The organism is Terrihabitans aquatilis (genome assembly GCF_052542005.1).
Map to the genome: position 1 here is coordinate 16,390 of NZ_JBOCUO010000003.1, position 26,425 is coordinate 42,814.

Annotated in this window: 29 protein-coding genes; 11 read left to right on the plus strand and 18 right to left on the minus strand. The window is 66.0% G+C overall.

Going from position 1 to position 26,425, the window contains the following annotated elements:
- Positions 1-180: 180 nt before the first annotated feature.
- The 3 genes from ACQ6S1_RS11115 to ACQ6S1_RS11125 form a co-directional block, all read right to left on the minus strand.
- Entirely contained in the window at positions 181-1,911 is a 1,731-nt protein-coding gene (locus ACQ6S1_RS11115; RefSeq protein WP_445042002.1) for an NADPH-dependent assimilatory sulfite reductase hemoprotein subunit, read from the minus strand.
- The gene (locus ACQ6S1_RS11120) at positions 1,908-3,659 is read right to left on the minus strand and encodes a diflavin oxidoreductase (protein WP_445041288.1); all 1,752 of its coding nucleotides are present in this window, start codon (positions 3,657-3,659) and stop codon (positions 1,908-1,910) included. Before ACQ6S1_RS11120 ends, ACQ6S1_RS11115 begins: the two co-directional genes overlap by 4 nt.
- Positions 3,660-3,744: 85 nt before the next feature.
- Positions 3,745-3,966: a sulfurtransferase TusA family protein gene (locus ACQ6S1_RS11125; RefSeq protein WP_445041289.1), complete on the minus strand. Its 222-nt coding sequence runs from the start codon at positions 3,964-3,966 to the stop codon at positions 3,745-3,747.
- 112 nt (positions 3,967-4,078) lie between these two features.
- On the opposite strand from ACQ6S1_RS11125, the gene mobB reads away from it, so the two are divergent.
- Together mobB and ACQ6S1_RS11135 are read left to right on the plus strand one after the other, a co-directional pair.
- Complete coding sequence (gene mobB / locus ACQ6S1_RS11130; protein ID WP_445042003.1) at positions 4,079-4,594, plus strand: molybdopterin-guanine dinucleotide biosynthesis protein B; 516 nt, start codon at positions 4,079-4,081, stop codon at positions 4,592-4,594.
- Between the two features lie 2 nt (positions 4,595-4,596).
- Positions 4,597-5,850: a molybdopterin molybdotransferase MoeA gene (locus tag ACQ6S1_RS11135; protein WP_445041290.1), complete on the plus strand. Its 1,254-nt coding sequence runs from the start codon at positions 4,597-4,599 to the stop codon at positions 5,848-5,850.
- On the opposite strand, the gene mobA is transcribed toward ACQ6S1_RS11135, so the two are convergent.
- Positions 5,832-6,461 (minus strand): molybdenum cofactor guanylyltransferase MobA, encoded by a 630-nt coding sequence (mobA, locus tag ACQ6S1_RS11140; protein WP_445041291.1) that lies wholly within the window; start codon positions 6,459-6,461, stop codon positions 5,832-5,834. The genes ACQ6S1_RS11135 and mobA overlap by 19 nt on opposite strands.
- Before the next feature lie 138 nt (positions 6,462-6,599).
- Between mobA and ACQ6S1_RS11145 the strand changes: the two genes are divergently transcribed.
- Positions 6,600-6,989: a response regulator gene (locus ACQ6S1_RS11145; RefSeq protein ID WP_445041292.1), complete on the plus strand. Its 390-nt coding sequence runs from the start codon at positions 6,600-6,602 to the stop codon at positions 6,987-6,989.
- 6 nt (positions 6,990-6,995) lie between these two features.
- On the opposite strand, the gene ACQ6S1_RS11150 is transcribed toward ACQ6S1_RS11145, so the two are convergent.
- A complete protein-coding gene (locus ACQ6S1_RS11150; protein WP_445041293.1) occupies positions 6,996-7,970 on the minus strand; it encodes a 5-oxoprolinase subunit C family protein in 975 nt (324 codons plus the stop codon).
- Positions 7,967-8,689, minus strand: a complete 723-nt coding sequence (pxpB, locus tag ACQ6S1_RS11155; RefSeq protein ID WP_445041294.1) for a 5-oxoprolinase subunit PxpB — start codon at positions 8,687-8,689, stop codon at positions 7,967-7,969. The genes ACQ6S1_RS11150 and pxpB overlap by 4 nt, the downstream gene beginning before the upstream one ends.
- An 85-nt stretch (positions 8,690-8,774) precedes the next feature.
- On the opposite strand from pxpB, the gene ACQ6S1_RS11160 reads away from it, so the two are divergent.
- Complete coding sequence (locus ACQ6S1_RS11160; RefSeq protein WP_445041295.1) at positions 8,775-9,590, plus strand: LamB/YcsF family protein; 816 nt, start codon at positions 8,775-8,777, stop codon at positions 9,588-9,590.
- Here ACQ6S1_RS11160 and ACQ6S1_RS11165 read toward each other — a convergent pair.
- The 4 genes from ACQ6S1_RS11165 to cysP all read right to left on the minus strand — a co-directional run bounded on the left by ACQ6S1_RS11165 (position 9,580) and on the right by cysP (position 13,097).
- The gene (locus ACQ6S1_RS11165) at positions 9,580-10,257 is read right to left on the minus strand and encodes a lytic transglycosylase domain-containing protein (protein ID WP_445041296.1); all 678 of its coding nucleotides are present in this window, start codon (positions 10,255-10,257) and stop codon (positions 9,580-9,582) included. The genes ACQ6S1_RS11160 and ACQ6S1_RS11165 overlap by 11 nt on opposite strands.
- A 7-nt stretch (positions 10,258-10,264) precedes the next feature.
- Entirely contained in the window at positions 10,265-11,152 is an 888-nt protein-coding gene (gene cysW, locus ACQ6S1_RS11170) for a sulfate ABC transporter permease subunit CysW (protein WP_445041297.1), read from the minus strand.
- On the minus strand, positions 11,152-11,994 hold the full coding sequence (gene cysT / locus ACQ6S1_RS11175) for a sulfate ABC transporter permease subunit CysT (RefSeq protein ID WP_445041298.1): 843 nt from the start codon (positions 11,992-11,994) through the stop codon (positions 11,152-11,154). The genes cysW and cysT overlap by 1 nt, the downstream gene beginning before the upstream one ends.
- A gap of 98 nt (positions 11,995-12,092) precedes the next feature.
- Positions 12,093-13,097 carry a thiosulfate ABC transporter substrate-binding protein CysP gene (gene cysP / locus ACQ6S1_RS11180; RefSeq protein WP_445041299.1) on the minus strand — a complete coding sequence of 335 codons (1,005 nt, stop codon included), beginning with the start codon at positions 13,095-13,097 and terminating at the stop codon, positions 12,093-12,095.
- A 170-nt stretch (positions 13,098-13,267) separates the two neighbouring features.
- On the opposite strand from cysP, the gene ACQ6S1_RS11185 reads away from it, so the two are divergent.
- Positions 13,268-13,768, plus strand: a complete 501-nt coding sequence (locus ACQ6S1_RS11185) for a pyridoxamine 5'-phosphate oxidase family protein (RefSeq protein WP_445041300.1) — start codon at positions 13,268-13,270, stop codon at positions 13,766-13,768.
- Between the two features lie 36 nt (positions 13,769-13,804).
- Here ACQ6S1_RS11185 and ACQ6S1_RS11190 read toward each other — a convergent pair whose 3' ends face one another.
- Positions 13,805-14,254, minus strand: coding sequence for a MarR family winged helix-turn-helix transcriptional regulator (locus ACQ6S1_RS11190; RefSeq protein WP_445041301.1), 450 nt, complete (start codon positions 14,252-14,254; stop codon positions 13,805-13,807).
- A 78-nt stretch (positions 14,255-14,332) separates the two neighbouring features.
- Here ACQ6S1_RS11190 and ACQ6S1_RS11195 point away from each other — a divergent pair, with 78 nt between their 5' ends.
- From ACQ6S1_RS11195 to ACQ6S1_RS11215, 5 genes are all read left to right on the plus strand, one after another.
- Positions 14,333-14,704 carry a DUF1428 domain-containing protein gene (locus ACQ6S1_RS11195; RefSeq protein WP_445041302.1) on the plus strand — a complete coding sequence of 124 codons (372 nt, stop codon included), beginning with the start codon at positions 14,333-14,335 and terminating at the stop codon, positions 14,702-14,704.
- Complete coding sequence (locus ACQ6S1_RS11200) at positions 14,697-15,476, plus strand: VOC family protein (protein WP_445041303.1); 780 nt, start codon at positions 14,697-14,699, stop codon at positions 15,474-15,476. The genes ACQ6S1_RS11195 and ACQ6S1_RS11200 overlap by 8 nt, the downstream gene beginning before the upstream one ends.
- A gap of 122 nt (positions 15,477-15,598) precedes the next feature.
- Positions 15,599-16,522, plus strand: coding sequence for a DMT family transporter (locus ACQ6S1_RS11205; protein ID WP_445041304.1), 924 nt, complete (start codon positions 15,599-15,601; stop codon positions 16,520-16,522).
- Between the two features lie 96 nt (positions 16,523-16,618).
- Entirely contained in the window at positions 16,619-17,866 is a 1,248-nt protein-coding gene (locus tag ACQ6S1_RS11210; protein WP_445041305.1) for an efflux RND transporter periplasmic adaptor subunit, read from the plus strand.
- Positions 17,866-19,842 carry a MacB family efflux pump subunit gene (locus ACQ6S1_RS11215; protein WP_445041306.1) on the plus strand — a complete coding sequence of 659 codons (1,977 nt, stop codon included), beginning with the start codon at positions 17,866-17,868 and terminating at the stop codon, positions 19,840-19,842. Before ACQ6S1_RS11210 ends, ACQ6S1_RS11215 begins: the two co-directional genes overlap by 1 nt.
- A 6-nt stretch (positions 19,843-19,848) precedes the next feature.
- Here ACQ6S1_RS11215 and ACQ6S1_RS11220 read toward each other — a convergent pair whose 3' ends face one another.
- The 7 genes from ACQ6S1_RS11220 to ACQ6S1_RS11250 all read right to left on the minus strand — a co-directional run bounded on the left by ACQ6S1_RS11220 (position 19,849) and on the right by ACQ6S1_RS11250 (position 25,269).
- Positions 19,849-20,208 (minus strand): response regulator, encoded by a 360-nt coding sequence (locus ACQ6S1_RS11220; protein ID WP_445041307.1) that lies wholly within the window; start codon positions 20,206-20,208, stop codon positions 19,849-19,851.
- A gap of 161 nt (positions 20,209-20,369) precedes the next feature.
- The gene (ptsN, locus tag ACQ6S1_RS11225; protein WP_445041308.1) at positions 20,370-20,837 is read right to left on the minus strand and encodes a PTS IIA-like nitrogen regulatory protein PtsN; all 468 of its coding nucleotides are present in this window, start codon (positions 20,835-20,837) and stop codon (positions 20,370-20,372) included.
- A 170-nt stretch (positions 20,838-21,007) separates the two neighbouring features.
- Positions 21,008-22,516, minus strand: coding sequence for an RNA polymerase factor sigma-54 (gene rpoN / locus ACQ6S1_RS11230; RefSeq protein ID WP_445041309.1), 1,509 nt, complete (start codon positions 22,514-22,516; stop codon positions 21,008-21,010).
- A 62-nt stretch (positions 22,517-22,578) separates the two neighbouring features.
- Entirely contained in the window at positions 22,579-23,367 is a 789-nt protein-coding gene (gene lptB / locus ACQ6S1_RS11235; protein ID WP_445041310.1) for an LPS export ABC transporter ATP-binding protein, read from the minus strand.
- Positions 23,368-23,371: 4 nt separating this feature from the next.
- Entirely contained in the window at positions 23,372-23,944 is a 573-nt protein-coding gene (locus ACQ6S1_RS11240; RefSeq protein ID WP_445041311.1) for an LptA/OstA family protein, read from the minus strand.
- The gene (gene lptC, locus ACQ6S1_RS11245) at positions 23,941-24,621 is read right to left on the minus strand and encodes an LPS export ABC transporter periplasmic protein LptC (protein WP_445041312.1); all 681 of its coding nucleotides are present in this window, start codon (positions 24,619-24,621) and stop codon (positions 23,941-23,943) included. Before lptC ends, ACQ6S1_RS11240 begins: the two co-directional genes overlap by 4 nt.
- A gap of 33 nt (positions 24,622-24,654) precedes the next feature.
- Entirely contained in the window at positions 24,655-25,269 is a 615-nt protein-coding gene (locus ACQ6S1_RS11250) for a ribonuclease D (protein WP_445041313.1), read from the minus strand.
- 390 nt (positions 25,270-25,659) lie between these two features.
- On the opposite strand from ACQ6S1_RS11250, the gene ACQ6S1_RS11255 reads away from it, so the two are divergent.
- Positions 25,660-26,379 carry a Crp/Fnr family transcriptional regulator gene (locus ACQ6S1_RS11255; protein ID WP_445041314.1) on the plus strand — a complete coding sequence of 240 codons (720 nt, stop codon included), beginning with the start codon at positions 25,660-25,662 and terminating at the stop codon, positions 26,377-26,379.
- Positions 26,380-26,425: the final 46 nt, after the last annotated feature.

Genomic DNA, 26,425 nt, shown 5'->3' on the forward strand with positions numbered 1-26,425 from the left:
GTCCAGAGAGGCAGTCCAGGCCGCGATGACCAGCGCACGCGGGGAAAGACAATGAGACACTGGATCACCTCCTTTCGATTGTTAACGACATCGAAAGAGTGAGGACGCGCGTCCTGCGCCGCGAGTGGACAGAATGTCGCAGGCCCGTTTTTCCCCAATGCGCGCATACGGTCGGAGTGCTTACGCGGCCGGACGCTGCGGACCTGTGTTCTGATGGAAATCAGCGCCGTTCGTAGTCGCCGCCACGTAGCCCTGCCTAATGACGAAATGCGAGAAATGCTCACCCGGCTCACGGTTTGCCGCAAAATCCTCGAACAAGGGCTGGAGGGCTGCGAGGGCCTCATCCTCGTTGACGTCCTTCTGGTAGAGCTTCGAAAGACGCTCCCCATTGAAGGCCGCCCCGAGATAGAGATTGTAGCGGCCGGGGCCAGTGCCGACGAAGCCGATCTCGGCAAGATAGGGCCGGGCGCAGCCATTCGGGCAGCCCGTCATGCGCACTACGATTTCCTCGTTTTCCAGGCCGAGTGCGGCAAGCCGCCCCTCGAAATGGGTGATGAGGCTGGGCAGGTAGCGTTCGCTTTCCGCAAGCGCGAGGCCGCAGGTAGGCAGAGCTACGCAGGCCATGGCGTTGCGGCGGACAGCTGACGCCGTGTCGGTCAGGCCATGTTCGGCCACCAGCGCCTCGATCTCCGCGCGTTTTTCCTGAGAAACGTTGGCGATGATGACGTTCTGGTTCGACGTCATGCGGAATTCGCCGTCATGGATCTCGGCGATACGGCGCAGGCCCGTCATCAGACTGGGGCCGCCGGGCCAATCCTTGATGCGGCCGTTCTCGATGAACAAGGTGAGGTGAAAGCGGCCGTTATCGCTTGTGCCCCAGCCGTATTTGTCGCCCGTGCCGGTGAACTGGAAAGGCCTCGGCGCCTCTAGCGGCACGCCGATGCGGCGGCCGACCTCTTCGCGCCAGGCATCAAGCCCGCGATCTTCTACAGTGTATTTGACGCGGGCATGGGCACGGTTGGTGCGGTCGCCCCAATCGCGCTGTGTGGTCATCACCGCTTCGGCCGCCTTCAGCGCGTGTTGCGGCTTCACGAAGCCCAGAACGTCGGCCGTGCGCGGATACGTGGCCGTGTTGCCATGGGTCATGCCCATGCCGCCGCCGACCGTGACGTTCCAGCCCTGCAGCTTTCCCTTCTTGTCGAGGATGGCGATGAAGCCGAGATCGTGGGCGAAGATGTCGACGTCATTCTGCGGAGGGACGGCGATCACCGTCTTGAATTTGCGCGGCAGATAGGTCTGCCCGTACAGCGGCTCGTGCTCCTCGGCCTCGCCGCCCAAAACCTTCTTGCCGTCGAGCCAGATCTCGCGATAAGCGCCAGTGCGCGGCAGAAGATGGTCCGAGATGGCCTTGCCAAGTTGGTAGGCGGCCTGATGAGCGCCCGATTGGTGCGGGTTCGAAGCCGACATCACGTTGCGGTTGACGTCGCCGCAGGCGGCGATGGTGTCGAGCAAAACCTCATCCAGCGCCTTGATCGCGGCGCGGGCATTGAACTTGATGACCCCGTGGAGCTGAAACGTCTCGCGCGTGGTCAGGCGCATGGTGCCGTTGCCGTATTCGCGCGCGATCTTGTCCATCGCCAGCCATTGCGCCGGTGTCGTCACGCCACCGGGAATGCGCACCCGGATCATGAAGGAGAAGGCATGCTCCATTTTCTTGCGGGCGCGCTCGTGACGCAGGTCGCGCTCGTCCTGGAGGTACATTCCGTGGAATTTGACGAGCTGCTGGTCGTCCTCGGTGATCTGGCCCGTGATCTCGCGGTCCAGCCCCTCCGCGAGAGTGCCGCGGAGATAATGGGATTCGGTCTTGAGGCCTTCATTGCGGGCCAGAGGTTTGTCGGTCATGGCGCTCAGTACACGTCGGAGAGGTAGCGCTTCTCGGTTTCGAGCGCGCGGACGGAAGCTTCGGCCGCGTCGGGCGTGAGCGCCTTCACGTCGGCGAAGGCCTTGACGAGGGTCGCTCGCACGTCCTTGGCCATGTTCTTGGCATCGCCGCAGACGTAGAATTTGGCGCCGCCGTCGAGCCAGTCGACGAGATCGTGGCGGCGTGCCCATAGCCGATCCTGAACATAGACCTTGTGGGGCTGATCGCGTGAGAAGGCCACGTCGATCCGATGCAGATAGCCGTCATTGGCGAGGTCCTGCCAGTCCAGCTGGTACAGAAAATCGTGGGTGTAGCGGCGGTCGCCGAAGAACAGCCAATTGCGGCCCTGTGCGGCAATTGCTCGGCGTTCCTGCGCAAAGGCCCGGAAAGGTGCCACGCCCGTGCCGGGACCGACCATGATGATGTCGCGGTCCGGTTCCGGCAGGCGGAAATGCTTGTTGGGCTTCAACTTGACGCGGACCTCGCTGCCGCGTTTCAGGCGGTCGGCGATATAGGAGGAGGCGACGCCCGCCCTCGCACGGCCATGCGCCTCGTAGCGGACCGCGGCCACGAGCACGTGCACCTCGTCCTCGAACTCCTTGCGGGACGAGGCGATGGAATAAGCCCGTGGGGCCAACGGCCGCGTGATGTCATAGACCTGCTCGACGGACAGCGGCACTGGATGGGCGGTGACGAGATCGACCAGCTGGCGGCCCGCGATCCAGTTGCGCGCATGGTTGCCGTCGATCAACGCCTTGATGTCCGCATCGCCGGTTGCGGCGACGAACTTCTCCAATGTCTTGAGCGACAAAGTGGTGATGTCCCGATCGCGGATCAGTTCGTCACGCAGGACGCCATTGCCGGCATGGCCGGTGGCGGCAAGGATTTCGTCGGCCAGTGCCGGGTCATTCACGGGATAGATATCGAGCGCGTCGCCGGGCTCGTAGGGAAGGGGCTCCTCGAAGCCGAACGCGACGTGAAACGTCTCCTTGTCGGAGCGCGACGAATTGAGGTTGATATGCTCCACGACCTCGGCGGATATCGGCGCTTCTGAGGCGACGGCTTGTCGCGCGCCGAAATCCACCTCGATGACATGGCCGGCGTCCGCCGCGCCGGCAGGCGCGATCTTCTCCAGACTGGCTTCGATCCAGCCGGCGGCCGGGCCGGCGAAATCGAGGTCGCAATCCACGCGATCGGCAATCCGCGTGCCGCCGAGAGCTTCCAGGCGTTCATCGAGATTACGCCCGATGGCGCAGAAATCGACATAGGCCGTGTCACCGAGCGCGAGAACGCCGAATTGCGTGCCCTCGATGCGCGGTGCGGCATCGCTCATCAGCATTTCATAGGCATGCACGGCCCGCGCCGGCGGGTCGCCCTCGCCCCAGGTCGCGGCGATGACGAGGAGCTTCTTTGCCTTGGTCAAATCCTCCGGCGTCAAATCCGCCATGTCGATGATGGTGGGCTTGAACCCGCTCTTGCGGGCGGCCTTCGCGGTATCTGCGGCAAGCTTTTCGCAATTGCCGGACTCGGTGGCGAAGACAATCGTGAGTGGCTCGGCAGGCTTGGAGGAGCGCGCCGGCGCAGGCTGCTGCGCACCACCTGCGCCGGCATCCAACCCTGCGAGGAACCCGGCAAGCCAGGCCCGCTGCACCGGCGAGGACGGGGCGATCACCCGATTGAGAAGAGAGATGTCTTCTTCACTGAAGGGTGCAGTGCTGGGAATGGGGCGATCGGTCATCAGGATAGACGCGTTCCTGGGTCTGCGTACGGAAGCGACACATAACTGAATTGGATTGTTGTGTAATCAACAAAAATAATAGGTATTATAATTTGACGATATAAAATCCGAGGATGTCGCCGTCCCTGGTCTGGCGCTCCAGTCGGTCACCTGTTTCGCGGATAAGATTTGGGATGTCGATCTGCGCCATGGGATCGGTTGCCGACACAAAAAGCCGCTCGCCCGAAATCATTGCCCGCAAGGCCTTGCGGGTGCGCAGGACAGGGAGGGGACATTTCAGCCCGCGAAGGTCAAGCTCGGTCGTCATGCTGCTCGATGTCACGGGACCGTGCCTGCCGCAAGTCTGTTCCGAGGATGCGGCGCGTCGTCATTGCCCCTACATTCGCGGCAAGGCCGACAAAGGCCGTCGGGAGGGTATGATGCGTCTGATGGGAGTGGCGGGCTGGAGCGGGGCGGGCAAGACCACGCTGCTGCGCAAGCTTATTCCCGCGCTGATCAGCCGGGGGCATTCGGTGTCGACGGTGAAGCACGCCCATCATGATTTCGACATCGACAAACCGGGCAAGGACAGCTGGCTGCATCGACAGGCCGGTGCCGCGGAAGTTCTGGTCGCGTCCGAAAGCCGTTTCGCACTGATCCATGAAGTGCGCGACGCCCGGGAGCCCAGCCTTCCCGAGCTTCTGGATCGGTTGTCGCCCGTCGATTTCGTGCTGATCGAAGGCTTCAAGCGCGAACCGTATCCCAAGATCGAGGTGTGGCGCGCTGCCAATGGAAAGCTGTTCCTGCATCCCGAGGATCCGACAATTCGGGCAATCGCCGCCGACGAGGCCGTGCCCAACGCGCCTTTGCCTGTTTTCGATCTCGAAGATATCTCCGCGATTGCGGACCTGATTATTGCCGAGGCGCGGCCTTTCGAGAAAAGCCCGGGGAACTGACCATGGCGCAATTGTCGGGTGAATGCTTCGCCTATGGTGGCCAATCGCTGTCGATCGAGGAGGGTATCGCTCTCATCGGCCGCAGCATCGTTCCCGTAGCGGATGTCGAGGCGGTTGTGCTGGCGGATGCCGATCATCGCGTGCTGGCGGGCGATGTCATCGCTCCCGTCGATATCCCAGGCTTCGACAATTCCGCCGTCGACGGGTGGGCGGTGCGTCATTCGGATCTTCGGTCGGATGGGGAGACAATCCTGTCCGTCGCGGCGCGTATCGCGGCCGGTGACGGTGCGTCCCATCGCGTCGGAGAGGGTGAAGGCGCGCGCATCTTTACCGGGGCGAGGATGCCGGAAGGCGCGGACACGGTGTTCATGCAGGAGGATGTACGCGAGGAGGAAGGGCGCGTCGTGCTGCCTCCCGGCCTTTCGATGGGGGCGAACCGGCGTGTTACGGGCGAGGACGTGGCGCGTGGAAGCGCCGTGCTGCCGGCTGGGCTGCGGTTGGCGCCCCAGCATGTGGCCCTCGCCTCGGCGCTGGGTTTTCAGGAATTGCCCGTGCGGCGGCGCCTTCGCGTGGCGCTTCTGGCGACTGGGGACGAGCTGACGCTTCCCGGTCGGCCGCTGGCGGCGGGCGGCCTCTACGAGAGCAATCGCGCCATGATGGCGGCCTTGCTGCGCCGCGCGGGCTGCGAGGTCTCGGACCTCGGCATCTTCCGTGACGAGCCGGGCGCGCTGGCGGACGCGATCCGGGACGCGGCATCGAGCCATGACCTCATCCTCTCTTCGGGCGGTGTTTCCATCGGGGAGGAGGACCATACGAGGCGGGTGGTGGAGAGGATCGGCACGCTGGTGCAATGGCGGCTCGCCATCAAGCCCGGCCGCCCCGTGACGATGGCGGTGGTGGAGGGAACGCCTTTCGTGGGACTGCCCGGCAACCCGGTCGCGGTGTTCGTGACCTTCACCAACATTGTGCGTGCCTTGATCGCGCGGCTGGGGGGAGAGGACTGGGCGCCCGCGCCCCTGATGCCTGTTCGCGCAGCCTTCGCTTACCGGAAGAAAGCGGGCCGCCGGGAATTCGTCCGGGTGATCCTGCGGCGCGGCGCGGATGGGGTCGCACGGGTGGAGAAGCATCCGCGCGAAGGTTCCGGCGCGCTGACCTCCCTCACCGAAACCAGCGGGATGGTGGAGCTTGCGGAGGATATGACCGAGGTGCGGGCCGGCGATGTGGTGGGCTACCGCTCTTATTCGGAAATGTTCTGAGCGAGGCGTTCCGCCTCGGCCAGATCGTCCGGCGTGTTGGCGTTGAAGAAGGGGTCGCGAGGCTCCGATGGCCAGTCCGCGCGGGCCGGATCATATGTGCCGATGAATGCGCCGATCCTGCGCTGATCCGTGCCGATGAGTGCCGATCGCAGATCCTCGCGCAGCGAGACGGGCCACAAGGCGTTGACCGGATGCATGCGGCCGCCGCTTTCCGCCACGGCAAGCGGGCGTTTGCGTTCCGCCCGGGCCATATGGAGGCGGGCGACGAGATCTGCGGGCAGGAAAGGCTGGTCGGCGGCGGCCGTGACCACCCAGTCGATATCGGGGCGATGGGCCGCGCACCAATCCAGCGCGGCCAGCACGCCGGCCATCGGCCCGGCATGATCGGGGATCGAGTCCGGCACGATGGGCAGTTCGGTTGCGGCGAAGCGGGCCGGATCGCCATTGGCGTTGAGGATGAGCGCCGCGCATTGCGGGCGAAGGGCGGCGATCGCGCGTTCCAGCAAAGTCAGGCCCGCGACGGTTCGAAGCGGCTTGTCGCCCTCTCCCATGCGCCGGCCGAGACCGCCGGCTAGCAATGCGCCGAGAACGGGTGGATGGATTGCGGTCATGGCCGGGACGCGGATGAGGCCGGATGGCGAAGAGGTTTCATGATTCCCACATAGCGGCTCCTGGCGATTTCGGCCAAGGCCCGATGGAACCAAAGCCGAAACTCGCCGTTGCAGTTTACGCAGGTGCGAGGTGTGGAAATGGCCGCGATCAACGTTGACGGGATGGACAAGCCGAGATGGCGCGTCCTCATCGTGGAGGACGAATTCATCGTCGGCCTTCATCTCGAGAGCATTCTCGAACGCCTCGGCCATGAAGTGGTCGGCGTGGTGGCCGACGAGGCGGAAGCCCTGCACCTCGTGGCGAGCGAACGGCCCGATCTGATCGTCACCGATATCCACCTCGCAGGCGGCGGCGACGGATTGAAAGTGGCTCGCGCCGGCCAGGAATCCTATGGCGCGCGGGCCATCGTCATCACCGGGCATCGGGACGGAGGAACCTATCTCCGCGCCGAAGAGGCGGGGGCGCAGGCCTTCCTGCGCAAGCCGTTCGGACTGACCGAGGTCGAAACGGTTTTCTCGCGCCTCTGATCGCCGTCAGAGCCTTGCGGGCTCGCGCACCGGGGCGAGGCGTGCGGCGAAATATTCGAACAGATGACGTGCCATGCGGCGGGCCTCCGCCGCGCCGTCCTGATCGACGGTGTCGAAGCGAACTTTCATGCCCGCATTGAGGCGGCCGGCCAGATCGAGATCGGCCGTTATGATGGTTGCGATCTTGGGGTAGCCCCCGGTGCTCTGGCAGTCGGCCAGGAGCACGATGGGCTGGCCCGAAACTGGCACCTGGATCGCGCCCGCAGCGGTGCCGTCGGACGGAATGCCCGCCTCCCTGGCATGAGCGAGCTTCGGGCCGTCCAGCCGCAGGCCGATGCGGTCGAACTCGCGGCTCACCGTGAACTCCGTCTCCACCAGAATCCTCATGGCCGCCGGCGTGAAATGATCGTCCTGCGGGCCGGGGATGATGCGCAGTCGGGGCAAGGCTGGGAACACCGGCGGCATGATGAGCGTCAGCAATGGCTTGTCGAAATCGCCGGCTCCGCACGGCACATGATCGCCCGTGCGCAAAGCGCGCCCATCGAGGCCGCCGAAGCTGCCGCGCAGCGACGTTGCCCGCGAGCCCAGAACCCGTGGCACCGCGATGCCGCCCGCGACGTGCAGAGAGGCGATCGCGCTGTCGGCAAAGGGCGGCACGCGAATGATGTCTCCCTCGTGCACGTCCACAGCGCGCCAGGACACCCAATGCGCAATCTCACCCTCGCGTTCGACGATGAGGCCGGCGGAGGAGCCCGCCAGCGCCAGCCGAAGCCGGGGAGCCGTGACCCTGAACACGGGCCCGGGGGAGCGCACTTCCAGAGCCGCCGCGCCCTCGTCGTTTCCGACGAGCAGATTGCCGAGGCGAAAGGAGAAGCTGTCGAGCGCGCCGCCTTTGCTGACGCCGAGCGACAGGAAGCCGGGCCGGCCGAGATCCTGCACCAGGGTCTGCAAACCGCCTTCGAGGATGTCGAGGCCGCTCATGGTTCCGGCTCCGGCCAAAAGCCGGCGGCCGAGGCGCGGGCGAGATCGTCGAACTCGGCGGATGTCACCGGGTGGAAGACGACCCTGTCTCCCGCCGCCAGAGGACAGGGTGGATTGCGCGCCGCATCGAACAGGGGAAACGGACTGCGGCCGATCAGTCGCCAGCCGCCCGGCGAGGCGCTGGGATAGATCGCGGTCATGCTCTCCGCGATGGCAACCGAGCCGGCCGGCACCCGTGTGCGGGGATCGGCGAGGCGCGGCAGGCGGAGCTGTTCGGGGAGATCGCCGAGATAGGCGAAACCGGGCAGGAAGCCCAGCATGTAGACATGGTAGGGAATGGACGCATGGAGGCGGATGATCTCCGCCTCGGCGAGGCCGGCACGATGGGCGGTTTCCGCCAGATCCGGGCCACCCTCGCCGCCATAGAGCACCGGCACGCGCCATGTCCGCCCGCTCGCGGTTTCGACGTCATCGGAAAGCTGGAGCGCCCGGATGTGCTGCGCCAGAACCCCGTGGTCGATCAGGTCCGGATCGAAATGCACGGTTAAAGAGCGGAACGCCGGCACGATGTCGTGCACGCCCGGAAGCGCCGCCTCTCCGAGCATCCGCGCCGCGGCATGGACAAGGCGGCTGGTGAGGCGGTCTTCGCCGGGCCTGAACTCGCAGGTCAGGGCGCCATCGCCCAGTGGCCGGAGGCGTTCGATAAGATTTATTTCCAAGGAGAGGGTTCACGCTATGGTCTGGTCATAGGATCACTATATACTAATACTAAAGCATTGCTGCTGGCCTGCGGAGGACGGGAGAGTGGCGTTCAGGATCGACATTAACGCAGACCTTGGAGAGGGGTTCTCCGCCGACGAGGCGCTGCTCGGCCTGGTATCGAGCGCCAACATTGCGTGCGGTTTCCATGCCGGCGATCTGGAGACCATGCGGCTCGTGTCGCGCGTGGCCGGAGAGCAGGGCGTCGGCATCGGCGCGCATCCCAGTTTCGACGATTTGCCCGGTTTCGGACGGAATTTCATCCGCATGAGCGCATGGGAGCTGGAATCCCTTGTGGCCTATCAGATCGGCATGATGGCCGAGGCCGCCGCGGATTCCGGCAATCGCCTGTCGCATGTGAAGGTGCATGGCGCGCTCTACAACACCGCCGCCGAAGACGAGGCGCACGCGCTGACGGTCGGCCGCGCCATCAAGGCGGTCGATCCGGGCCTGATCTATCTCGGCCTGGCCGGCTCGTGCATGGCGAATGCCGCCGGGCGTCTCGGCCTTGCCTTTGCGCATGAAGCCTTCGCCGACCGCCATTACGACGACCAGGGCCGTCTCCTGCCGCGCACCGTTCCGGGCTCGGTGCTGTCCGATCCCGAATTGGTGACCGAGCGCGTGAAGCGCATGCTTCAGGACGGCGAAGTGCGCTCCATGTCGGGCGCGCGGTTGAACGTGTCGTTCGATTCCCTGTGTGTGCACGGCGACGAGCCCACCGCGATGGTGGTGGCGCGGGCGGTGCGTCGTGCGGTCGAGGACGAGGGCTGGGAGGTGGTCCCGCTGTCTCAGCTCATGGCGGGCGAGCAGCCCGCTGCACCGGCTCTGCCTGGCAAGGACGCCGACCGCATCAGCGCATGATGCCGCCCGAGCCCATGCGGGATTCGATGGCTTTGACACGCTTGTCGTAAGCGGCCCAATCCACGCGGCTGCGTTTTCTTCCGGCTTTTCCTCCCCCAGCGCGCAGGCCCGCCGCGGTGATCCGGCCCGACGGATCGCCGAAAGTGGCGACCGGAACCGTGCCCGTGACCTCATGGCCCTGCGCCGCCAGGATCTGGCGTACGCGCACGCAATAGGCCACCGATTTGTGGGAGAAGCGGCTCTCGCCGTGGCCGGCGCGGTATTTCATGACCGTGGTGCAGATATCGCCCTTCGCCTGCCGCCACGCGCTGCTGAGATAATTCACGCCGTAGCGGGCGTTGGTGGCCGGGTCGGCCAGTTCGGCATTGCTGCCGTAGAAGCCGAGCATCCGGGCGGTCGATGGCAGGATCTGCATCAGCCCGATCTCGCCCACGCCGCCGATGGCGCGGATGTCGTAATTGCTCTCGACCGTTGCCACCGCGTCGGCCAGCTCCGGCGGCATTCCCGTGCGTGCGGCCTCGGTGCGGACGATGGCGCGCAGATCCTCGCGCGACAAGGCGGCGGGATCGGCTTGCGCGGGCGCGGAGAGAGCGAGCGCGAGGCAGAGGGCGGGCAACAGGCGGCGCATACCGCCATAATGCGCGAAAACCCGTTTCGGATCGATCACAGCGCCGTCAATGGGCGGCGCGCTGGCGGATTTTCGTTTCCTGCCGGGCATCGTCATAACGCTCGACGACCACGCGCGCGACAAGGGTGAGGACGGCAAGGCCCGCCAGCACCGTGGCGGCGGCGAAGGCGCCGGCCGTGTTGTAATCGTGGTAGAGCAGCTCGATCTGCAGCGGCAGCGTGTTGGTGACGCCGCGAATGCTGCCGGAGACCACCGACACGGCGCCGAACTCGCCTACCACGCGGGCATTGCACAGGATGGCGCCGTAGAGCAGCGCCCACCTTACGTTCGGCAACGTGATGCTGAGGAACATGCGCGGGCCCGATGCGCCGAGGCTGAGCGCGGCCTCCTCGTCGTCGGAACCCTGCACCTGCATCAGCGGAATGAGCTCGCGCGCCACGAACGGCGCGGTGACGAACATGCTGACGAGGAAGATGCCCGGCACCGCGAACATGATCTTGATGCCGTGATCGGCAAGGAAGGGGCCGAACAGCCCCTGCGCGCCGTAAACGAACAGATAGGACACGCCGGCGATGATGGGCGACACCGAGAACGGGATCTCGATAAGCGTGATGAGCAGGTTGCGGCCGGGGAAGCGGAATTTCGTGACGGCCCAGGCGGCGGCGATGCCGAAGGCGATGTTGACCGGCACGACGACGATGGCCGTGAGCACGGTGAGGCCGATGGCGCTCAGCGTGTCCGGGTCGGCGAGGTTGGCGAGATAGACGTCGAGGCCAAGTGAGAAGGCCTGCGCGAAGATGATGACGAGCGGCGCGACCAGCACGAACAGCGTCATCGCCAGAACGAGGCCGATGACGAGGCGGCGTGTGAACGGTGCATCGCCGACGCGGTGGGTGGCGTGGGTGCGGTAGGGAGTGGGACGGCCGAACAGCATCAATCCTCGCGTCCGATGTAGCGCAGGTGCCAGGATTGCAGGAGATTCGTGACCGTGAGCAGCACGAACGCGCAGATGAGAAGCGCCGTCGCGATGACGGCGGCGGCGGGGTAGTCGAATTCCTCAAGCCGGATGAAGGCGAGGAGGGCGACGATCTCGGAATAATTCGGCTGGTTGCCGGCGATGAAGATGATGGCCCCAAACTCGCCGATGGCACGCGAGAAGGCCAGCGCGCAGCCGGCCAGGAACGCCGGGAAGATGGCCGGGAAGATGATGGAGCGGAAGATCCGCCAATCGGAGGCGCCGAGCGTGAGCGCCGCCTCCTCGACATCGGCGCTGATGTCCTCCAGCACGGGCTGGACCTGCCGCACCACGAAGGGCAGCGAGGTGAAGGCCATGGCGAGCGCGATGCCGAGCGGCGTGAAGACGACCTTGATGCCGAGGGCTGCGAGCGGCGCCCCGAACCATCCGTTCTGGGCGAACAGGGTGGCGAGGGCGAGGCCGGCGACGGCGGTAGGCAGCGCGAACGGCACGTCGACGAGGGCATCGAGCACGCGCTTGCCGGGAAAGTCATAGCGCGCGAGCACCCAGGCCAAAGCGAGGCCGTAGACCGCGTTGAACAAGGTGGCGCCGAGCGCGGCGAGGAAGGTGACGCGGAAGGCAGCCAGGGCGCGCGGCGAGCCGAGGATGGCGAGGAAACGCTCCCAGCCGATGCCCATGGATTGCAGGAGCAGCGCGGCCAGAGGCAGCAGCACGATAAAGCCCAGATAGCCGAGCGTGAGCCCCAGCGCGAGCGGGAAGCCGGGAAGGACGCGTCGGCGGCGCCGGATGGGCAGGGTCATGGGTTCCGCGTGGCCGGCATGGTCGGGCGTCGATGCTGATACGACAATACCGGGCGCGGTGGGCGCCCGGTATCCGTCTGGACGATGGATGATTGCGATTAGCGCGCCACGAACACCTGGTCGAGCTTGCCGCCCGAGGCGAAATGTACCTCGCTGGCCTTGGCCCAGCCGCCGAACACGTCCTCGACCGTGTAGAGCTTCACATCGGGGAACTTGTCCTTGTTGGCGGCGGCGACACCCGCATCGTGCACGCGGTTGTTGAAGCCGGCGATGATTTCCTGGCCCTTGGGCGAATAGAGGAAATCGAGATAGGCCTTTGCGAGGTCGGACGTGCCGTGCTTCTCGGCATATTTGTCGACCACGGCGACCGGAAATTCGGCCAGCAGGCTGGCCGGCGGTACCACGGTCTCGAACTTGGCCGAGCCGTATTGTTTGACGATGGCCGCCGTCTCGGCCTCGAAGGTGATGAGCACGTCGCCCGTCTGGCGCTCGACGAAGGTGGTGGTGGCGCCACGCCCACCGGTGTCGAACACCGCGACGTTGGACAGGAGCTTTTTCACGAAGGCGTCGGCCTTCGCCTCATCGCCGCCGTTCTGCTCCAGCGCGAAGGCATAGGCCGCGAGATAGGTGTAGCGCGCATTGCCCGAGGTTTTCGGGTTCGGGAAGACGAGCTTGACGTCGTCGCGGACGAGATCGTCCCAGTTCTTGATGTTCTTCGGATTGCCGGTGCGGACCACGAACGCCGGCAGCGAATAATAGGGCGAGGCGTTGTTGGGGAATTTCTTCTGCCAATCGGCGGCGACAAGGCCGCCCTTGTCGGCCAGGATCTGAACGTCGGTGACCTGGTTGAAGGTGACGACGTCCGCTTCCAGGCCTTCGAGGATCGACCGCGCCTGCTTCGAGGAGCCGGCGAAGCTGTCGTTGATCTTGACGTCCTTGCCGTTCTTTTCCTTCCACTCCTTGGCAAACTCGACATTGACGGCGGCATAGAGCTCGCGGGCGATATCATAAGAGACGTTGAGCAGGGAATTGGCGTCCTGCGCACGGGCGGGGACGGCGAAGAGCAGCGCGCTGGCGACAGCTGCGGCAACGAAACGGCGCATGGACGAGGTTCCTCCGGGTTGGAGGCTCAAAATGCACGTCCCGCGGGTGATGTAAATATTCAACCGTACGTAAAAGCTAAAAATATATTTTCACTATAAAATATAGTATTTTTCCTCGGAACGGGCTCGGCCCCGCATCGGTTTTCAACGCACGACACAAGGAGCAATTCATGACCGATCGCACCGACCAGGCCGCCAAGGACAAGGTTCTCGAGATTCTCAAGGACACCCACATCACCATGCTTGCGACGCGCGGCGAAAACGGCGTGCTGCATGCGCGGCCGATGGGCGTGAACCACGCCGAATTCGACGGTGATCTCTGGTTTCTGACCGCGCTGTCGTCGGAAAAGGTGGCCGAGATCGAGGCCGATCCCGAAGTGCTTCTGACTTATGCCGATACGAGCAAGCAGAATTACGTGTCGATCTCCGGCAAGGGCCGGATCGTGCGGGACCGCGCCTTGATCGAGAAGCACTGGTTCGAGCCCGCGCGCACCTGGTTTCCCGAAGGCAAGGACGATCCGAACCTCGGCCTGATCCAGGTGTCGGTCGATGTCGCGGAATATTGGGATTCGCCGTCGAGCACGGTTCTATATCTCTATGGTTATGTGAAAGCCGCGGCGACCGGCAAGCCGCCCAAGGGCGGCGAGAACGAGACCGTATCCTTCAAGTGACGGCAACGCGCCGGTGAGGACCTTGCCGGCGCGAATTCAGGACAACGCGAGAAGGCCGGCTCGCAGGGCTTCCGCGTCGGGCAGGCCGGCCTCGATTTCGCCGTGCACGCGCGTCCAGATGGGCGTGGCCTGCGCCAGCACGAGGCGTCCGGCGTCCGTCAGCGCCAGACGGCGGGCGCGGCGGTCGGATGGGTCGACCGCGACCGTCAGAAGTCCCCGCCGCTCCAGCGGCTTAAGATTGGCCGTCAGCGTGGTGCGGTCCATGGCCAGCAATTCGGCGACCGAGCCGAGCGTGGGCGGCTCCGGCCGGTTGAGCGACATCAGCAGCGAGAACTGCCCGCTGGTAATGCCGGCGGGCCGCAATTCATCGTCGAACCGCCGGGCGAGCGCGCGGGCGGCGCGCTGGGCGTGAAGGCACAGGCAGGTATCGCGAACGAGAAGTGTCGTCTCGAAAGGAACGGAGGAAGCGGCGGGGCCTTTTGACATGGTCCGTATACGTTGATATCAACTTATTTATTCACCGCGTGCAACCGTTTCAAGGCTGCCGGAATGGGGAGGACAAGGATGGCATACGTCCAGGGATTCGTGGTGCCGGTTCCGGCCGACAACAAGGAGGCCTATCGCGAGATGGCGGCCAAGGCGTGGCCTCTGTTCGAGGGATATGGCGCGCTTCGATTGATGGAAGCCTGGGGCGACAATGTTCCCGACGGCAAACAGACCGATTTCCGCCGGGCGGTCGACGCCAGGGAGGGCGAGGTCGTGGTGTTCTCCTGGATCGAATGGCCAGACCGGGCGACCTGCGACGAGGCCAGCCGGAAGATGCAGGACGACGAGCGGATGAAGGAAATCGGTGACATGCCATTCGACGGCAAGCGCATGATCTGGGGCGGCTTTGCGCCGATACTGGACGCCAGCAATGGAGCCGGACATGGTTGACCAGCAGGGCATGCCGATCTGGTACGAACTGGTCACCGACGATCCCGCCGCCGCGGAGCGCTTCTACAGTGGGGTCCTTGGCTGGTCGGCGGGCGACGCGCCGAATGCCGCAGGGTTCGATTATCGCATCCTTTCCGCGGCCGACAGCGGCGTCGCGGGGCTGATGCGCACGCCGGATGGCGTGGGCATGCCGCCGTCCTGGCAATTCTACGTCGCGGTCTCCGATGTCGATGCCATGAGCGAGAAGGTGACGGCGCTCGGCGGCGCGGTGCGGATGGAACCCATGGACATTCCGGAGGTGGGGCGGTTCGCCTTCGTCACCGACCCTCAGGGCGTGCCCTTCTACCTGATGCACGGCACGAGTGCCCAGCAGAGCCGCTCCTTCAAGCCGGCCAGCCCCGGCCATTGCGCCTGGAACGAGCTCGTGACCACCGATCAGGAGGCGGGGCTGGAATTCTACAATTCGCTGTTCGGCTGGACCAAGGCCGGCGCCATGCCGATGGGCCCGCTTGGCGATTACACCTTCCTTCACCATGGCGAGATACCGCTCGGCGCCATGATGACCCAGCCCGCACCGGGCCAGCCGGGCCGCTGGAATTTCTACTTCCACGCAGCGGATGTGGATGCCGCCAGGGACGCTGTGGAAGCCGGTGGCGGGCGCGTGCTGCACGGGCCGGACGAGGTGCCGGGAGGCGCCCGCGTTCTGCTGGCGCAGGATCCGCAAGGTGCGGTGTTCGGCCTGGTCAGCAGCCTCGCGCCCTGTCCGAGCTAGACCGCCTTTTCGGCTGCGGCGGAGCCGAGGAAGCGCCGCTTTGCCGAAGGTAGGCGCGCAGCCCCGGCCGGTCCACGCGCCGGGGCTCGCCTTCGAGGGGAACTTGCCGCTACAACCCCAGCATGAACGATTCCCGCACCCTCTTGCGAGCCTACGGAATGCTCGCACTGGTCATGCTGTTGTGGGCCGGAAATTCCATCATCGGGCGGGCGGTGCGCGACGACATTCCGCCCTTCACCCTGGCTTTCGTGCGGTGGACGGGCGCGCTGATCGTGCTGCTGCCCTTCGCCGCCCGCCATTTGCGCGAGGACTGGGAGCAGCTGGTGCGGCATTGGCCCATCGTGCTGCTGCTGGGGCTGTCCGGCGTGGCCGCGTTCAACGGGTTTCTCTACCTCGGCCTGCATTACACCAATGCGAGCAACGGCCTGCTGCTGCAGGCGGCCATTCCGCCGCTGGTGCTGGCCTTCGATTTCGCGCTGTTCGGCGTGCGGCCGCAGGGCTGGCAATTGTTCGGGGTGATGCTGTCGGTGCTCGGCGTGCTGACGATCATCTTCCAGGCCGACGTGTCAGCGGTCCTGGCGCTGCGTTTCGGCTATGGCGACGTGCTGATCATGTGCGGGGTGCTGGGCTGGGCGCTCTACACCAGCCTGCTGCGCAAGCGGCCGAAAATCCATGCGCTGACGTTTCTGGCCGCCACGTTCGTGATCGCCGCCATGAGCATGCTGCCGTTTGCCGCGCTGGAGCTCGACCAGGCGCTGGCGATCGACTGGCGGCCGCAGGTGGCGGGGGCGTTCCTTTACGTCGCGGTGCTGCCGTCGGTCGTGTCCTATTTCCTGTTCAACCAAGCGGTGGCGGACATCGGCGCGGGGCGCGCGGGCCAGGCCATCAGCCTGATGCCGCTGTTCGGCGCGGTGCTGGCGACGTTGCTTCTGGGGGAGCCGTTCCTCGCCTACCACGCCATCGGCATGGCGCTCATTCTGGGCGGGATCGTCATCGCCGCGCTGATGACGCGGCAAAGCATGCCGGGCGCCACGGGATCGCAGTAAAAGCGGCGTGTGAGGTGCCATGCGGGCGCAGGGACAGGCGCGTCCGTGCGTATATGCAGGACACGGTTTCTCCCGACCGCCTTGCCGGACATGACGATGCTCGATCAATCCACACGCCGTACCGAAGATGAGACGAAGGCGGCATTCGACCTGGACCTTGCCAAGGCGGCGCCCGTGCGCCCGAGGCGGCGGCGCGGCCGCCTGATCGCGGCGTTTCTGGTGCTGGGGCTTTTGGCGGCGGGCGGGCTCTATTATCGAAACGGCAGCGCCGCGCCGACGGCCGCTCCCGCCACGGCGACGGTGACGCGCGGTTCGGTGAGCGACACGGTGTCGGCGCTCGGCAAGCTGCAACCCGTGGAATATGTCGACCTCGGCGCGCAGGTGTCGGGCCAGGTGAAGCAGATCCCGGTCGAAGTGGGCGACGAGGTGAAGGCCGGTGACCTTCTGACCGAGATCGACCCCGTCGTGCTGAACACAAAGGTGCTGGCGGGCCGGGCCTCGCTCGCCGCGCTGAGGGCGCAACTGGTGGACAAGGAGGCGCAGCGCGACCTCGCCAATCAGAGCCTGGAGCGTCAGAAGCGCCTGCTGACTACGCGGGCGGTGGCGGAATCCGCGTTCGAATCCGCCGAGGCAGGTGCACGTTCGGCGCAGGCGCAGGTCGACATGCTGAAAGCGCAGATCGACCAGACCGAAGCGAACGTGCATGGCGACGAGGCGACGCTTGGCTACACCAAGATCGTGGCGCCGATGGACGGCACGGTCGTGTCGGTGGACGCGCGTGTCGGCCAAACCCTCAATGCCACCCAGCAGACGCCCATCGTGATGCGCGTGGCCGACCTCTCGACCATGACGGTGCGGACGCAGGTCTCGGAGGCCGACATCTCCCGCCTGAAGCTCGGTATGCTGGCGCGATTCACCACGCTCGGCTCGGGCCAGAGGAGCTGGACCGGCACGCTGCGGCAGGTGCTGCCCACGCCCGAGGTGACGAACAATGTGGTGCTCTACACCGCGCTGTTCGACGTGGAGAATCCGAACCGCGAATTGATGACGGAGATGACCGCGCAGGTGTTCTTCGTGGTGGCGGAGGCCGAGAACGTGCTGACCGTGCCGCTGACCGCGTTGCGCGAGGAGGGGCGGCCCGGCAGCGGGCGTTACACCGCGGAAGTGGTGACGGGCGCGGGTGCGACCGAGACGCGCCCGGTCGAGGTGGGTGTGAAGAACCGCGTGAGCGCGGAGATTCGCTCCGGCCTGGAGGAAGGCGACCGGATCGTTCTCGGTGCCGGTGCACCTGCCGGAGGCGGCGGACGTGAGCGCGGGCCGCGCCGCATGGGCATGCGGCTCTGATGAACGACGAGAGCTTCCGCGTCCACGCGGCGAAGACCGCCGAGCCGCTGATCGAGCTTGACGGCGTCGGCAAGACCTATGGCGGCGCGGTGCCCGTGACCGTGCTGCGCGGCGTGTCGCTGAAGATCTATCCCGGCGAGTTCGTGGCCATCATGGGCGCCTCGGGATCCGGCAAGTCCACCCTGATGAACATTCTGGGCTGCCTCGACCGGCCCAGCATGGGGCGCTATCGCTTCGCCGGCCGCGACGTCTCGGACTTCGACCGCGATGAGCTGGCCCGGCTGCGGCGCGACGAATTCGGGTTCGTGTTCCAGAGCTACAATCTGATCGCGGCGGCGACGGCGGTCGAGAATGTGGAGGTGCCGGCGATCTATTCCGGCATGCCGTCGGACGAGCGGCGGCCGCGCGCCGAACGTCTCCTGGCGGCTCTCGGCCTTGGCGAACGGCTGGGCCATCGGCCAAACCAGCTCTCAGGCGGCCAGCAGCAGCGCGTCTCCATCGCCCGCGCGCTGATGAACGGCGGCCGCATCATCCTGGCCGACGAGCCGACCGGCGCGCTCGACACCCGAAGCGGCGCCGACGTGATGGCGCTGCTGAAGGACCTCGCCGCGCGGGGCCATACGATCATCCTCATCACGCACGACAAGGAGGTGGCGCAGCATGCCCGCCGTCAGGTCGAGATCCGCGACGGCGAGGTGGTGTCGGATACCGGATACGAGCCGGCCGTGGCGGATTCGGTGACGCTGCCCGCGCCGCCGGCGGAGCGCGCGCCCTCCATGGCCGACGAGACGATGGAAGCCGCCAAGATGGCGATGCGCGCGCTGGGCGCCAACGTCTTCCGCACCATCCTGACGCTGCTCGGCATCATGATCGGCGTCGCCTCAGTGGTAGCCATGCTCGCGGTGGGCGAGGGGGCCAAGCGGGATGTGGCGGAGCGGATCGGCTCGATGGGTTCGAACCTGCTCGTGGTGCGGCCGGGCGCGCCCAACCAGCGCGTGGGCGAGGGCGGGAGCGTGGCGACGCTGATGCCGGAGGACGCCGATGCCATTGCCGAGGGCGTGCCGAACGTGGTCGCGGCACTGCCCGAGCGCTCCGGATCGGTGACGCTGCGGCTCGGCAACCGCGATTACCAGACCACCGCGACCGCGACCTCGGTCGACCTGCCCTCGGTGCGCAACTGGACGGTGGAAGGCGGCGCCTTCTTCACCCGCGCCGACCAGGACGGGCAGGCCACCGTGGCGCTGCTCGGCAAGACGGTGGTGCGCAACCTCTACGGCGATTCCGATCCGCTCGGCAGCTTCATCCTCGTCAATAACGTGCCGTTCCAGGTGGTGGGCGTGATGTCGGCGAAGGGCGCGAACCATATGGGCGATCAGGACGACACGATCGTGGTGCCCATCACGTCCGGCGGCCTGCGGCTATTCGGCGAGCGCCATGTGCGGATGATCACGGTGGCGGCGGCCGACGTGTCCCGCATCGGCGAGACCGAGAACGCGGTGCGGGCCTTCCTGACGGAGCGCCATTCGGGCCAGGAGGATTTCCAGATCCGCAACATGGCCTCGATCGTGGAAGCGGTGACCGCGACGCAGAACACCCTGTCGATCCTCCTGGCCTCGATCGCCTCGATCTCGCTGCTGGTGGGCGGCATCGGCATCATGAACATCATGCTGATGAGCGTGACGGAGCGCACGCGCGAGATCGGCATCCGCATGGCAACCGGCGCGGCCACGCGCAACATCCTGCAGCAATTCCTGACAGAGGCGGTGGTGGTGGCGGCGTTCGGCGGGACGTTCGGGATGCTGCTCGGCTTCGCGGCCGGCTTCGCCATCCAATATGCCGGCCTGCCGCTTCAGTTCACGCTGGCGCCCGCATTGATGGCGTTCGGCTGCGCGGTTCTGACGGGGATCGTGTTCGGCTTCGCGCCGGCGCTGAAGGCCGCCCGGCTCGACCCGGTGGCGGCGCTTAACGCGGAATAGGCGGGATCAGGCGAGCGCGCTTTCCAGCACGCTCTGCATCTGGCGCGTGGAGCATGGCTTGCTGAGGAACGCCTTCGGCTGGAGGGCCGCGGCGCGGGAGCGGGTAAGGGCGTCGGCCTCGGCGGTGAGGAACACCACGGCGGCCTTCATCTCGTCGGTGATGAAGCGTGCGGTGTCGATCCCGTCGGTGCCGCCCTGGATGCTGACGTCCATCAACAGCAGGTCGGGGCGGTCCTCCCGGGCCAGCCGGCAGGCTTCCTCGCAGGTGGCGGCGGGGCCGATGACGCGATAGCCCATGGCCTCCAGCGAGAAAGCGAGATCCATGGCGATGATGGCTTCATCTTCGACGACAAGAACGGACTGCATACAGCCCTCCGAACTTCCAAGCCTTGCGGCTTCGTTTCAACAGGTTGTGAATGCAACCATGAAAACGAGAGCTTGTTCCCAAAAGATCAATTTTTAGGAAATGTCGCTGAGGTCATGGTTTCCACTTCCTTACAGGAATTGGATTCCATGTTCCGGCAAGGTTAGGCGGCGTTCGTCGTCGAGCCGGAGGATTGCGTCAGCACAGCGTGGAGAGCGGCCGCATCGCGCGTGGCACGCAGCTTCTGCGTGGTGGGCGCATCGCGCAGCACGCGGGCGACGCGGGCCAGCGCCTTCAGATGATCGGCGCCGGAGCCTTCGGGCGCCAGAAGCAGGAAGATGAGGTCCACCGGCTCGCTGTCCAGCGCGTCGAAATCGATCGGCTTTTCGAGGCGGGCGAATAGGCCGAACAATTTGTCGATCTTGGCCAGCTTGCCGTGCGGAATGGCGACGCCATTGCCGACGCCGGTCGAGCCAAGCCTCTCACGCTGCAGCAGCGTCTCGTAGATCTCGCGCTCGGGCAGGCCGATAAGTGCGGCCGCACGTTCGGAGAGCTCCTGGATCGCCTGCTTCTTGCTGGTGACCTTGAGGGAGGGAAGAACCGCGCCGGGGGCCAGAAGATCGCTCAACATGAGAGAAAACTCATCGCTGTCCCGCTCGCGGGTTACACCTGACAAACGCAAAATGGACCACGGCGTTCGCATCCATTCCGGCGCTTTGTTGGCCGCCGCATGGCAAAGACGTACGGAGGAGGGCTCAGGAAGTCAACGTTGCCTGCCGGGGAAGCCGGGGAAAGCCACCTTCACGAGGCGGCGACCTTCTCGCGCCGGCGCTGGACCGAGGACGGAATTCCCATGGATTCGCGGTATTTGGCGACCGTGCGCCGGGCGATATCCACGCCGCGCCCGCGCAGATGCTGCACGATGGCATCGTCCGACAGAACCTCCGATGGCGGCTCCCGGTCGATCATCTGGCGGATGCGGTGGCGCACGGCCTCCGCCGAATGAGCTTCCGAATGGCCGGTGGCCGAAATGGCGGCGGTGAAGAAATATTTCAGCTCGAACTGCCCGCGCGGCGTGGCGATGTATTTGTTCGACGTGACGCGCGACACCGTGGATTCGTGCATGCCGATGACGTCCGCCACGGCGCGCAGATTCATCGGGCGCAGGTGATCCACGCCGTGCATCAGGAAGCCGTTCTGCTGGCGCACGATCTCCGACGCCACCTTGAGGATGGTGCGGGCGCGCTGTTCCAGGCTGCGGGTGAGCCAATTGGCGTTCTGCAGGCATTCGGTGAGGAAGGCCTTCTCGTCCGGCCGCTTTGCCGTGCGCGACACGCGGGCGTGATAGGCCTGGTTGACGAGGACGCGCGGCAGGGCCTCGGAATTCAGCTCCACCAGCCAGGTGCCGTCCGGCGCTGCGCGCACCAGCACGTCCGGCACGATGGTCTGCACCGCGAAGGAGGAGAATGACAGGCCGGGCTTGGGCGTGAGGTGGCGCAGTTCCGCCACCATCTCGGCCAGATCCTCGGCATCGACGCCGCAGAGCCGGCGCAGCGCGGTGAAATCACGCCGTGCCACCAGATCGAGATTGGCCAGGAGCTTTTCCATGGCGGGGTCGTAGCGGTTGCGGTCGCGCAATTGCAAAGCGAGGCATTCGGCCAGCGAGCGGGCGGCGATGCCGGCCGGCTCCACGCTCTGGACGAAGCCCAGCGCTGTCTCGACCGTGCCGGCCGAGACGCCGAGCCGCTGCGCAAAATCCTCGACCGGTTCGCGGAAATAGCCGCACTCGTCGAGGCTGTCGATGATGGCGCGCCCGACGAGGCGCAGGCGAGGATCGTCGCAGATCAGGGCGAACTGGCGTTCGAGATGGTCGGCAAGGCTGGCGGGCGCGCTGAGCGAGGTTTCGAAATCGAGGTCGCCGTCTCCGCCGCCGCCACCCGTGAGGCCCGACCAGGACGAGGCCACATAGCTCTCGCCGCCGCCGGCCGCCATGGGCGCCTCGTCCGGGAAGACGTTGCCGAGATCAGCGTCGAGCCGCTCCTCGATGGCGGCGCGGCTTTCCGGCAGGCTTGTGTCGAGCCAGCCGCCGTCCTCCGCCGGAACGTCCCGGGAATTGCCGCCTTCGTCGCCGCCGTCGGGCTCCGGTCGCTCCTCGACGCGCTCCAGCAGCGGATTGCTTTCGATCTCCTGGGCGACGTAGTTTTCGAGGTCGAGGCTGGACAATTGCAGCAGCTTGATCGCCTGCATCAATTGCGGCGTCATGATCAGCGACTGCGTCTGCCGCAGCATCAGTTTCGGAGAAAGCGACATCGGCTTCCAGGCTGTCAGCCCTGCAAGTGGGACGTTTCTTGCATGGCGATCCGTTCGGCTATTTAAAGCCGGAATTCCTCGCCGAGGTAAAGCCGCCTGACATCGGGATTTTCCACGATTTCCTCCGGGGTGCCATGCATCAGCACCTGCCCGGAATGGATGATGTAGGCGCGATCTATGAGGCCCAGGGTTTCGCGCACATTGTGGTCGGTGATGAGCACGCCGATGCCGCGTGCGGTGAGATGCCGCACCAGGAGGCGGATGTCAGCGACCGCGATCGGATCGACGCCGGCGAACGGTTCGTCGAGCAGCATGAAATCCGGATTGCTGGCGAGCGCGCGGGCGATCTCGAGCCGCCGCCGCTCGCCGCCCGACAGCGCAATGGCCGGCGATTTGCGCAGCCGGGTGATGCGGAACTCGTCGAGAAGATTTTCCAGGCTCTCGGCGCGCTTCTTGCGGTCCGGCTCCACCACTTCGAGGATGGCGCGGATGTTGTCCTCGACGTTGAGGCCCCGGAAGATCGAGGCTTCCTGCGGCAGATAGCCGATGCCGAGACGGGCGCGGCGGTACATCGGCAGCGCGGTGACGTCGGCGCCGTTGAGCTGGATTCGGCCGCGATCGGCGGGGACGAGGCCGGAGATCATGTAGAAGACGGTGGTCTTGCCGGCGCCGTTGGGACCGAGGACGCCGACCGCCTCGCCGCGCGCCACCGCCAGGCTGACGCCGTGCACCACCTGGCGGCCGCGATAGCTTTTCTCCAGACCGCAGGCTTCGAGCCAGCCGTCATCCTCCGGCGCCATCACATCGGCCGGCGCGGCTTTCGGTTGGGTGCGGCGTCCGAACAGGGCCATGAGATCAGGGGCCCGGCCGGCCCTGGCCGGGCGTGAACACGCCCTGGACACGGCCGGTATTGGCCGCCTCCAGCCGGGATTGCTGGGTGGTGAGATCGACAAAGAGGCGCTCGCCCTTCAGCACGTTCGTGCCCTGGGTAACGACGACATTGCCCCTCAGGATGGCCTTGTTGCTAGGCATGTCGAATTCGCCCTGATCGCCGACGGCCTTCTGGTCTCCGGACATGACCTCGACGCTGCCCTTCGCTTCGAGCCGGCGGATGTTGCGGCCCATCGGCGAAACGTTCGCGCCGGGCGATGCGGCTACGGGCGCGGCGGGGGCCCCTCCGTTCTGGTTGTCGTAGAGGATCGTGAGCTGGCGGGTGCGCAGGCTCGACGCGCCTTGTTTGACGAAGACATTGCCGGAGAAGATGGCGGCCTGGTCCTTCTCGCGCACGTCGAGCCGGTCGGCCTCGATCTGCACCGGCTCGCCCGAGCTTCCCGAGAAGCCGGAAAAGGCGGACGTGACCGCTTGCTGGGCCAGAGCCGGGCTGCCGGCGAGGCAAAGCAAAGCGGCGAAGAGGAGGCGGGCGTTCATTGCGGGGTTTCCGGAGCCGGATCGGGCTCAGTGGACAGCACCATGACGACGCCGCCTTCGAAGGTGATGCTGTCGCCGCTTTCGGTGACGTGCATGCGCTGGGCCTTCAGGTTCATCTTCGAGGTCGAGATTTCAACCGGGGCGTCGGACTGAATTTCCCCGGCGCTGAAGGCGACGCGCGCCTGCGTGAGCGTTGCCCGGTCGCCGAGATCGGTCTCGACGAGGATGCTTTCGGTGAGGTCGAGCACCTCGGTCTTGGTTTCCAGCATGCCGCGCGCGGCCGTGAGCCGGGTCCAGCCCTTGTTCTGGCCCTCCATTTGCCCGCGAATCCCGATCAGGCCGAGCAGCGTGGGCGTGGACAGGTTCTGCTCGGCGCGGTCGGCGGTGATCTCGTAGGCGCGGCGATCCTCGTTGAAGCCCGTCATCTTCGGATGCTCCATCGCGATGCCGGTGGAGGTGATGCCGATGGCCTCGAGGTCCACATTGGGCAGGTTGGCGACGGGCGCCAGCACGATCGGAACGACAACCGCCAGCGGCAGCAGCAGCGCGGAACAGGGCAGGGCCACGCGCAGAAACCGCACCAGCCTTGTGTGCCGCCGCGCCGCAGCCAGCGCCCTCGCCCGCTTGTCCTGCAGGGAGAGGCCACCGGACGCGGCGTCGTACGTGGCAAAGCTCACTCGAGGGGTGCTCCGGCGCCGCGCGGCGCGTCGTTACGAATGCGAAAAGATATCCTGCTCCGCGAAGCCTGTCAGGTCGAGGGCGGCGCGGATGGGCAGAAAGGCGAAGCAGGCCTCGGCAAGCGCCGTGCGTCCCTCGCGGGCGAGCAGGGCTTCGAGCTTGTCCTTGAGCTGATGGAGATAGAGCACGTCGGAGGCGGCGTAGGCGAGCTGCGCCTCCGTCAGCGTCTCGGCGCCCCAATCGGAGCTCTGCTGCTGCTTGGAGATCTCGACGTTGAGAAGCTCGCGGGTGAGATCCTTGAGGCCGTGCCGGTCGGTGTAGGTGCGCACCAGCCGCGAGGCAATCTTGGTGCACCAGACGGGTTCGGGCATCACGTTGAAGGTCTTGAACAGGACCGCGACGTCGAAGCGGGCGAAATGGAACAGCTTCTGCACCGAGCGGTCGCGCAGCAAGGCTTCCAGATTGGGGGCGCGGTTCTGGCCCGGCATGATCTGCACGAGCTCGGCATTGCCGTCGCCCGAGGACAGCTGGACGAGGCACAACCTGTCGCGGTGCGGGTTGAGGCCGAGGGTCTCGGTGTCGATGGCCACGGAGCCGGTGAAGGTCAGGCCATCGGGAAGATCGCCGCGATGCAGGCGCAGGGTCATGATCGTTTCGCCGTGAGTGCGAGGAACAGGGGCGCGCCGGCGGGCACGCGCGGAGCATCAGGGGCTAGCATTGTGCCGGGCATGCGGCAAGGGCGCGGCATCGGGCTTGGCATGAGCTGACGGCATGCCCCCGCATGTTGCCCGGGAAGCCTTCAGCGCGGCGATCCGCCATCGGCAGGCCCTGTCTTGCATGATCCGGCAAAGCTTCCCCCTTGCGCCAAAGGTTTCCGTGGTGTGACATGCCATCACTACCAGGGGTTGTGAAGACGATATGTCGGGATTCGCGCACGAGCTTCACGATGTCCGGAGCGCCGATTCCGTATGTGAACTGGGTGCCGAAGGCCGCGATTTCCGTGCCGGGCCTCATGACGAGAGGCCGGATCGAGCCTCATGACCGCGCCGCTGCGTCAGACCCAGGCGTCGAATCTGTGCCGGACCCGCTTTCCCGATCTGGGAGCGGGATGGGTCGACGTTCTTCTGTCGGCCGCGGCCTCGGTACGGACACTGGAGGCGGCGAGCGAGGTGATCCGCGATGGCGAGCGCACGGATTTCGTCTGCCTCCTCTTGGACGGCTGCCTGATCCGCCAGAAGATCCTGCAGGACGGGCGGCGCCAGATCCTGGGATTCTGCATCGCGGGTGACGTTCCCGATCTCCAATCCCTCTTTCTCGGCAGAAACGATCATTCGCTGGTGACGCTGGTGGACAGCACCTTGATGTTCCTGTCGCAAGCGCGGTTGCGGGCGCTGCTGAAGGCGCATCCCGATGTGCAGACGGCGCTGCTGCGGCACGTCCTCGCGGAGGCGGCCGCTTATCGAGAGTGCATCACGAGCCTTGGGCGGCGCAGCGCGTTCGAGCGGCTGGGCCATCTGTTCTGCGAGATCTACCGGCGGTATGAGCGGGTCGGACTGGCGGAGCCCCACACCTGCCCGCTGCCCGCCACGCAGACCGATCTCGGAGATGCGCTCGGCCTTTCCACCGTGCATGTCAACCGCACTTTGCAGGACATGCGGGCGCGCAAGCTCGTGCAGCTTCGCAACGGCCTGCTGACGATCGACGATTGGGATGGCCTCGTGGCGATCTCGGGGTTCAAGCCGAACTATCTCGGCTGAACGGAGCCGCGCCGCGCGCGACTGCGGTGGTTTTCCAGCAGCCCCG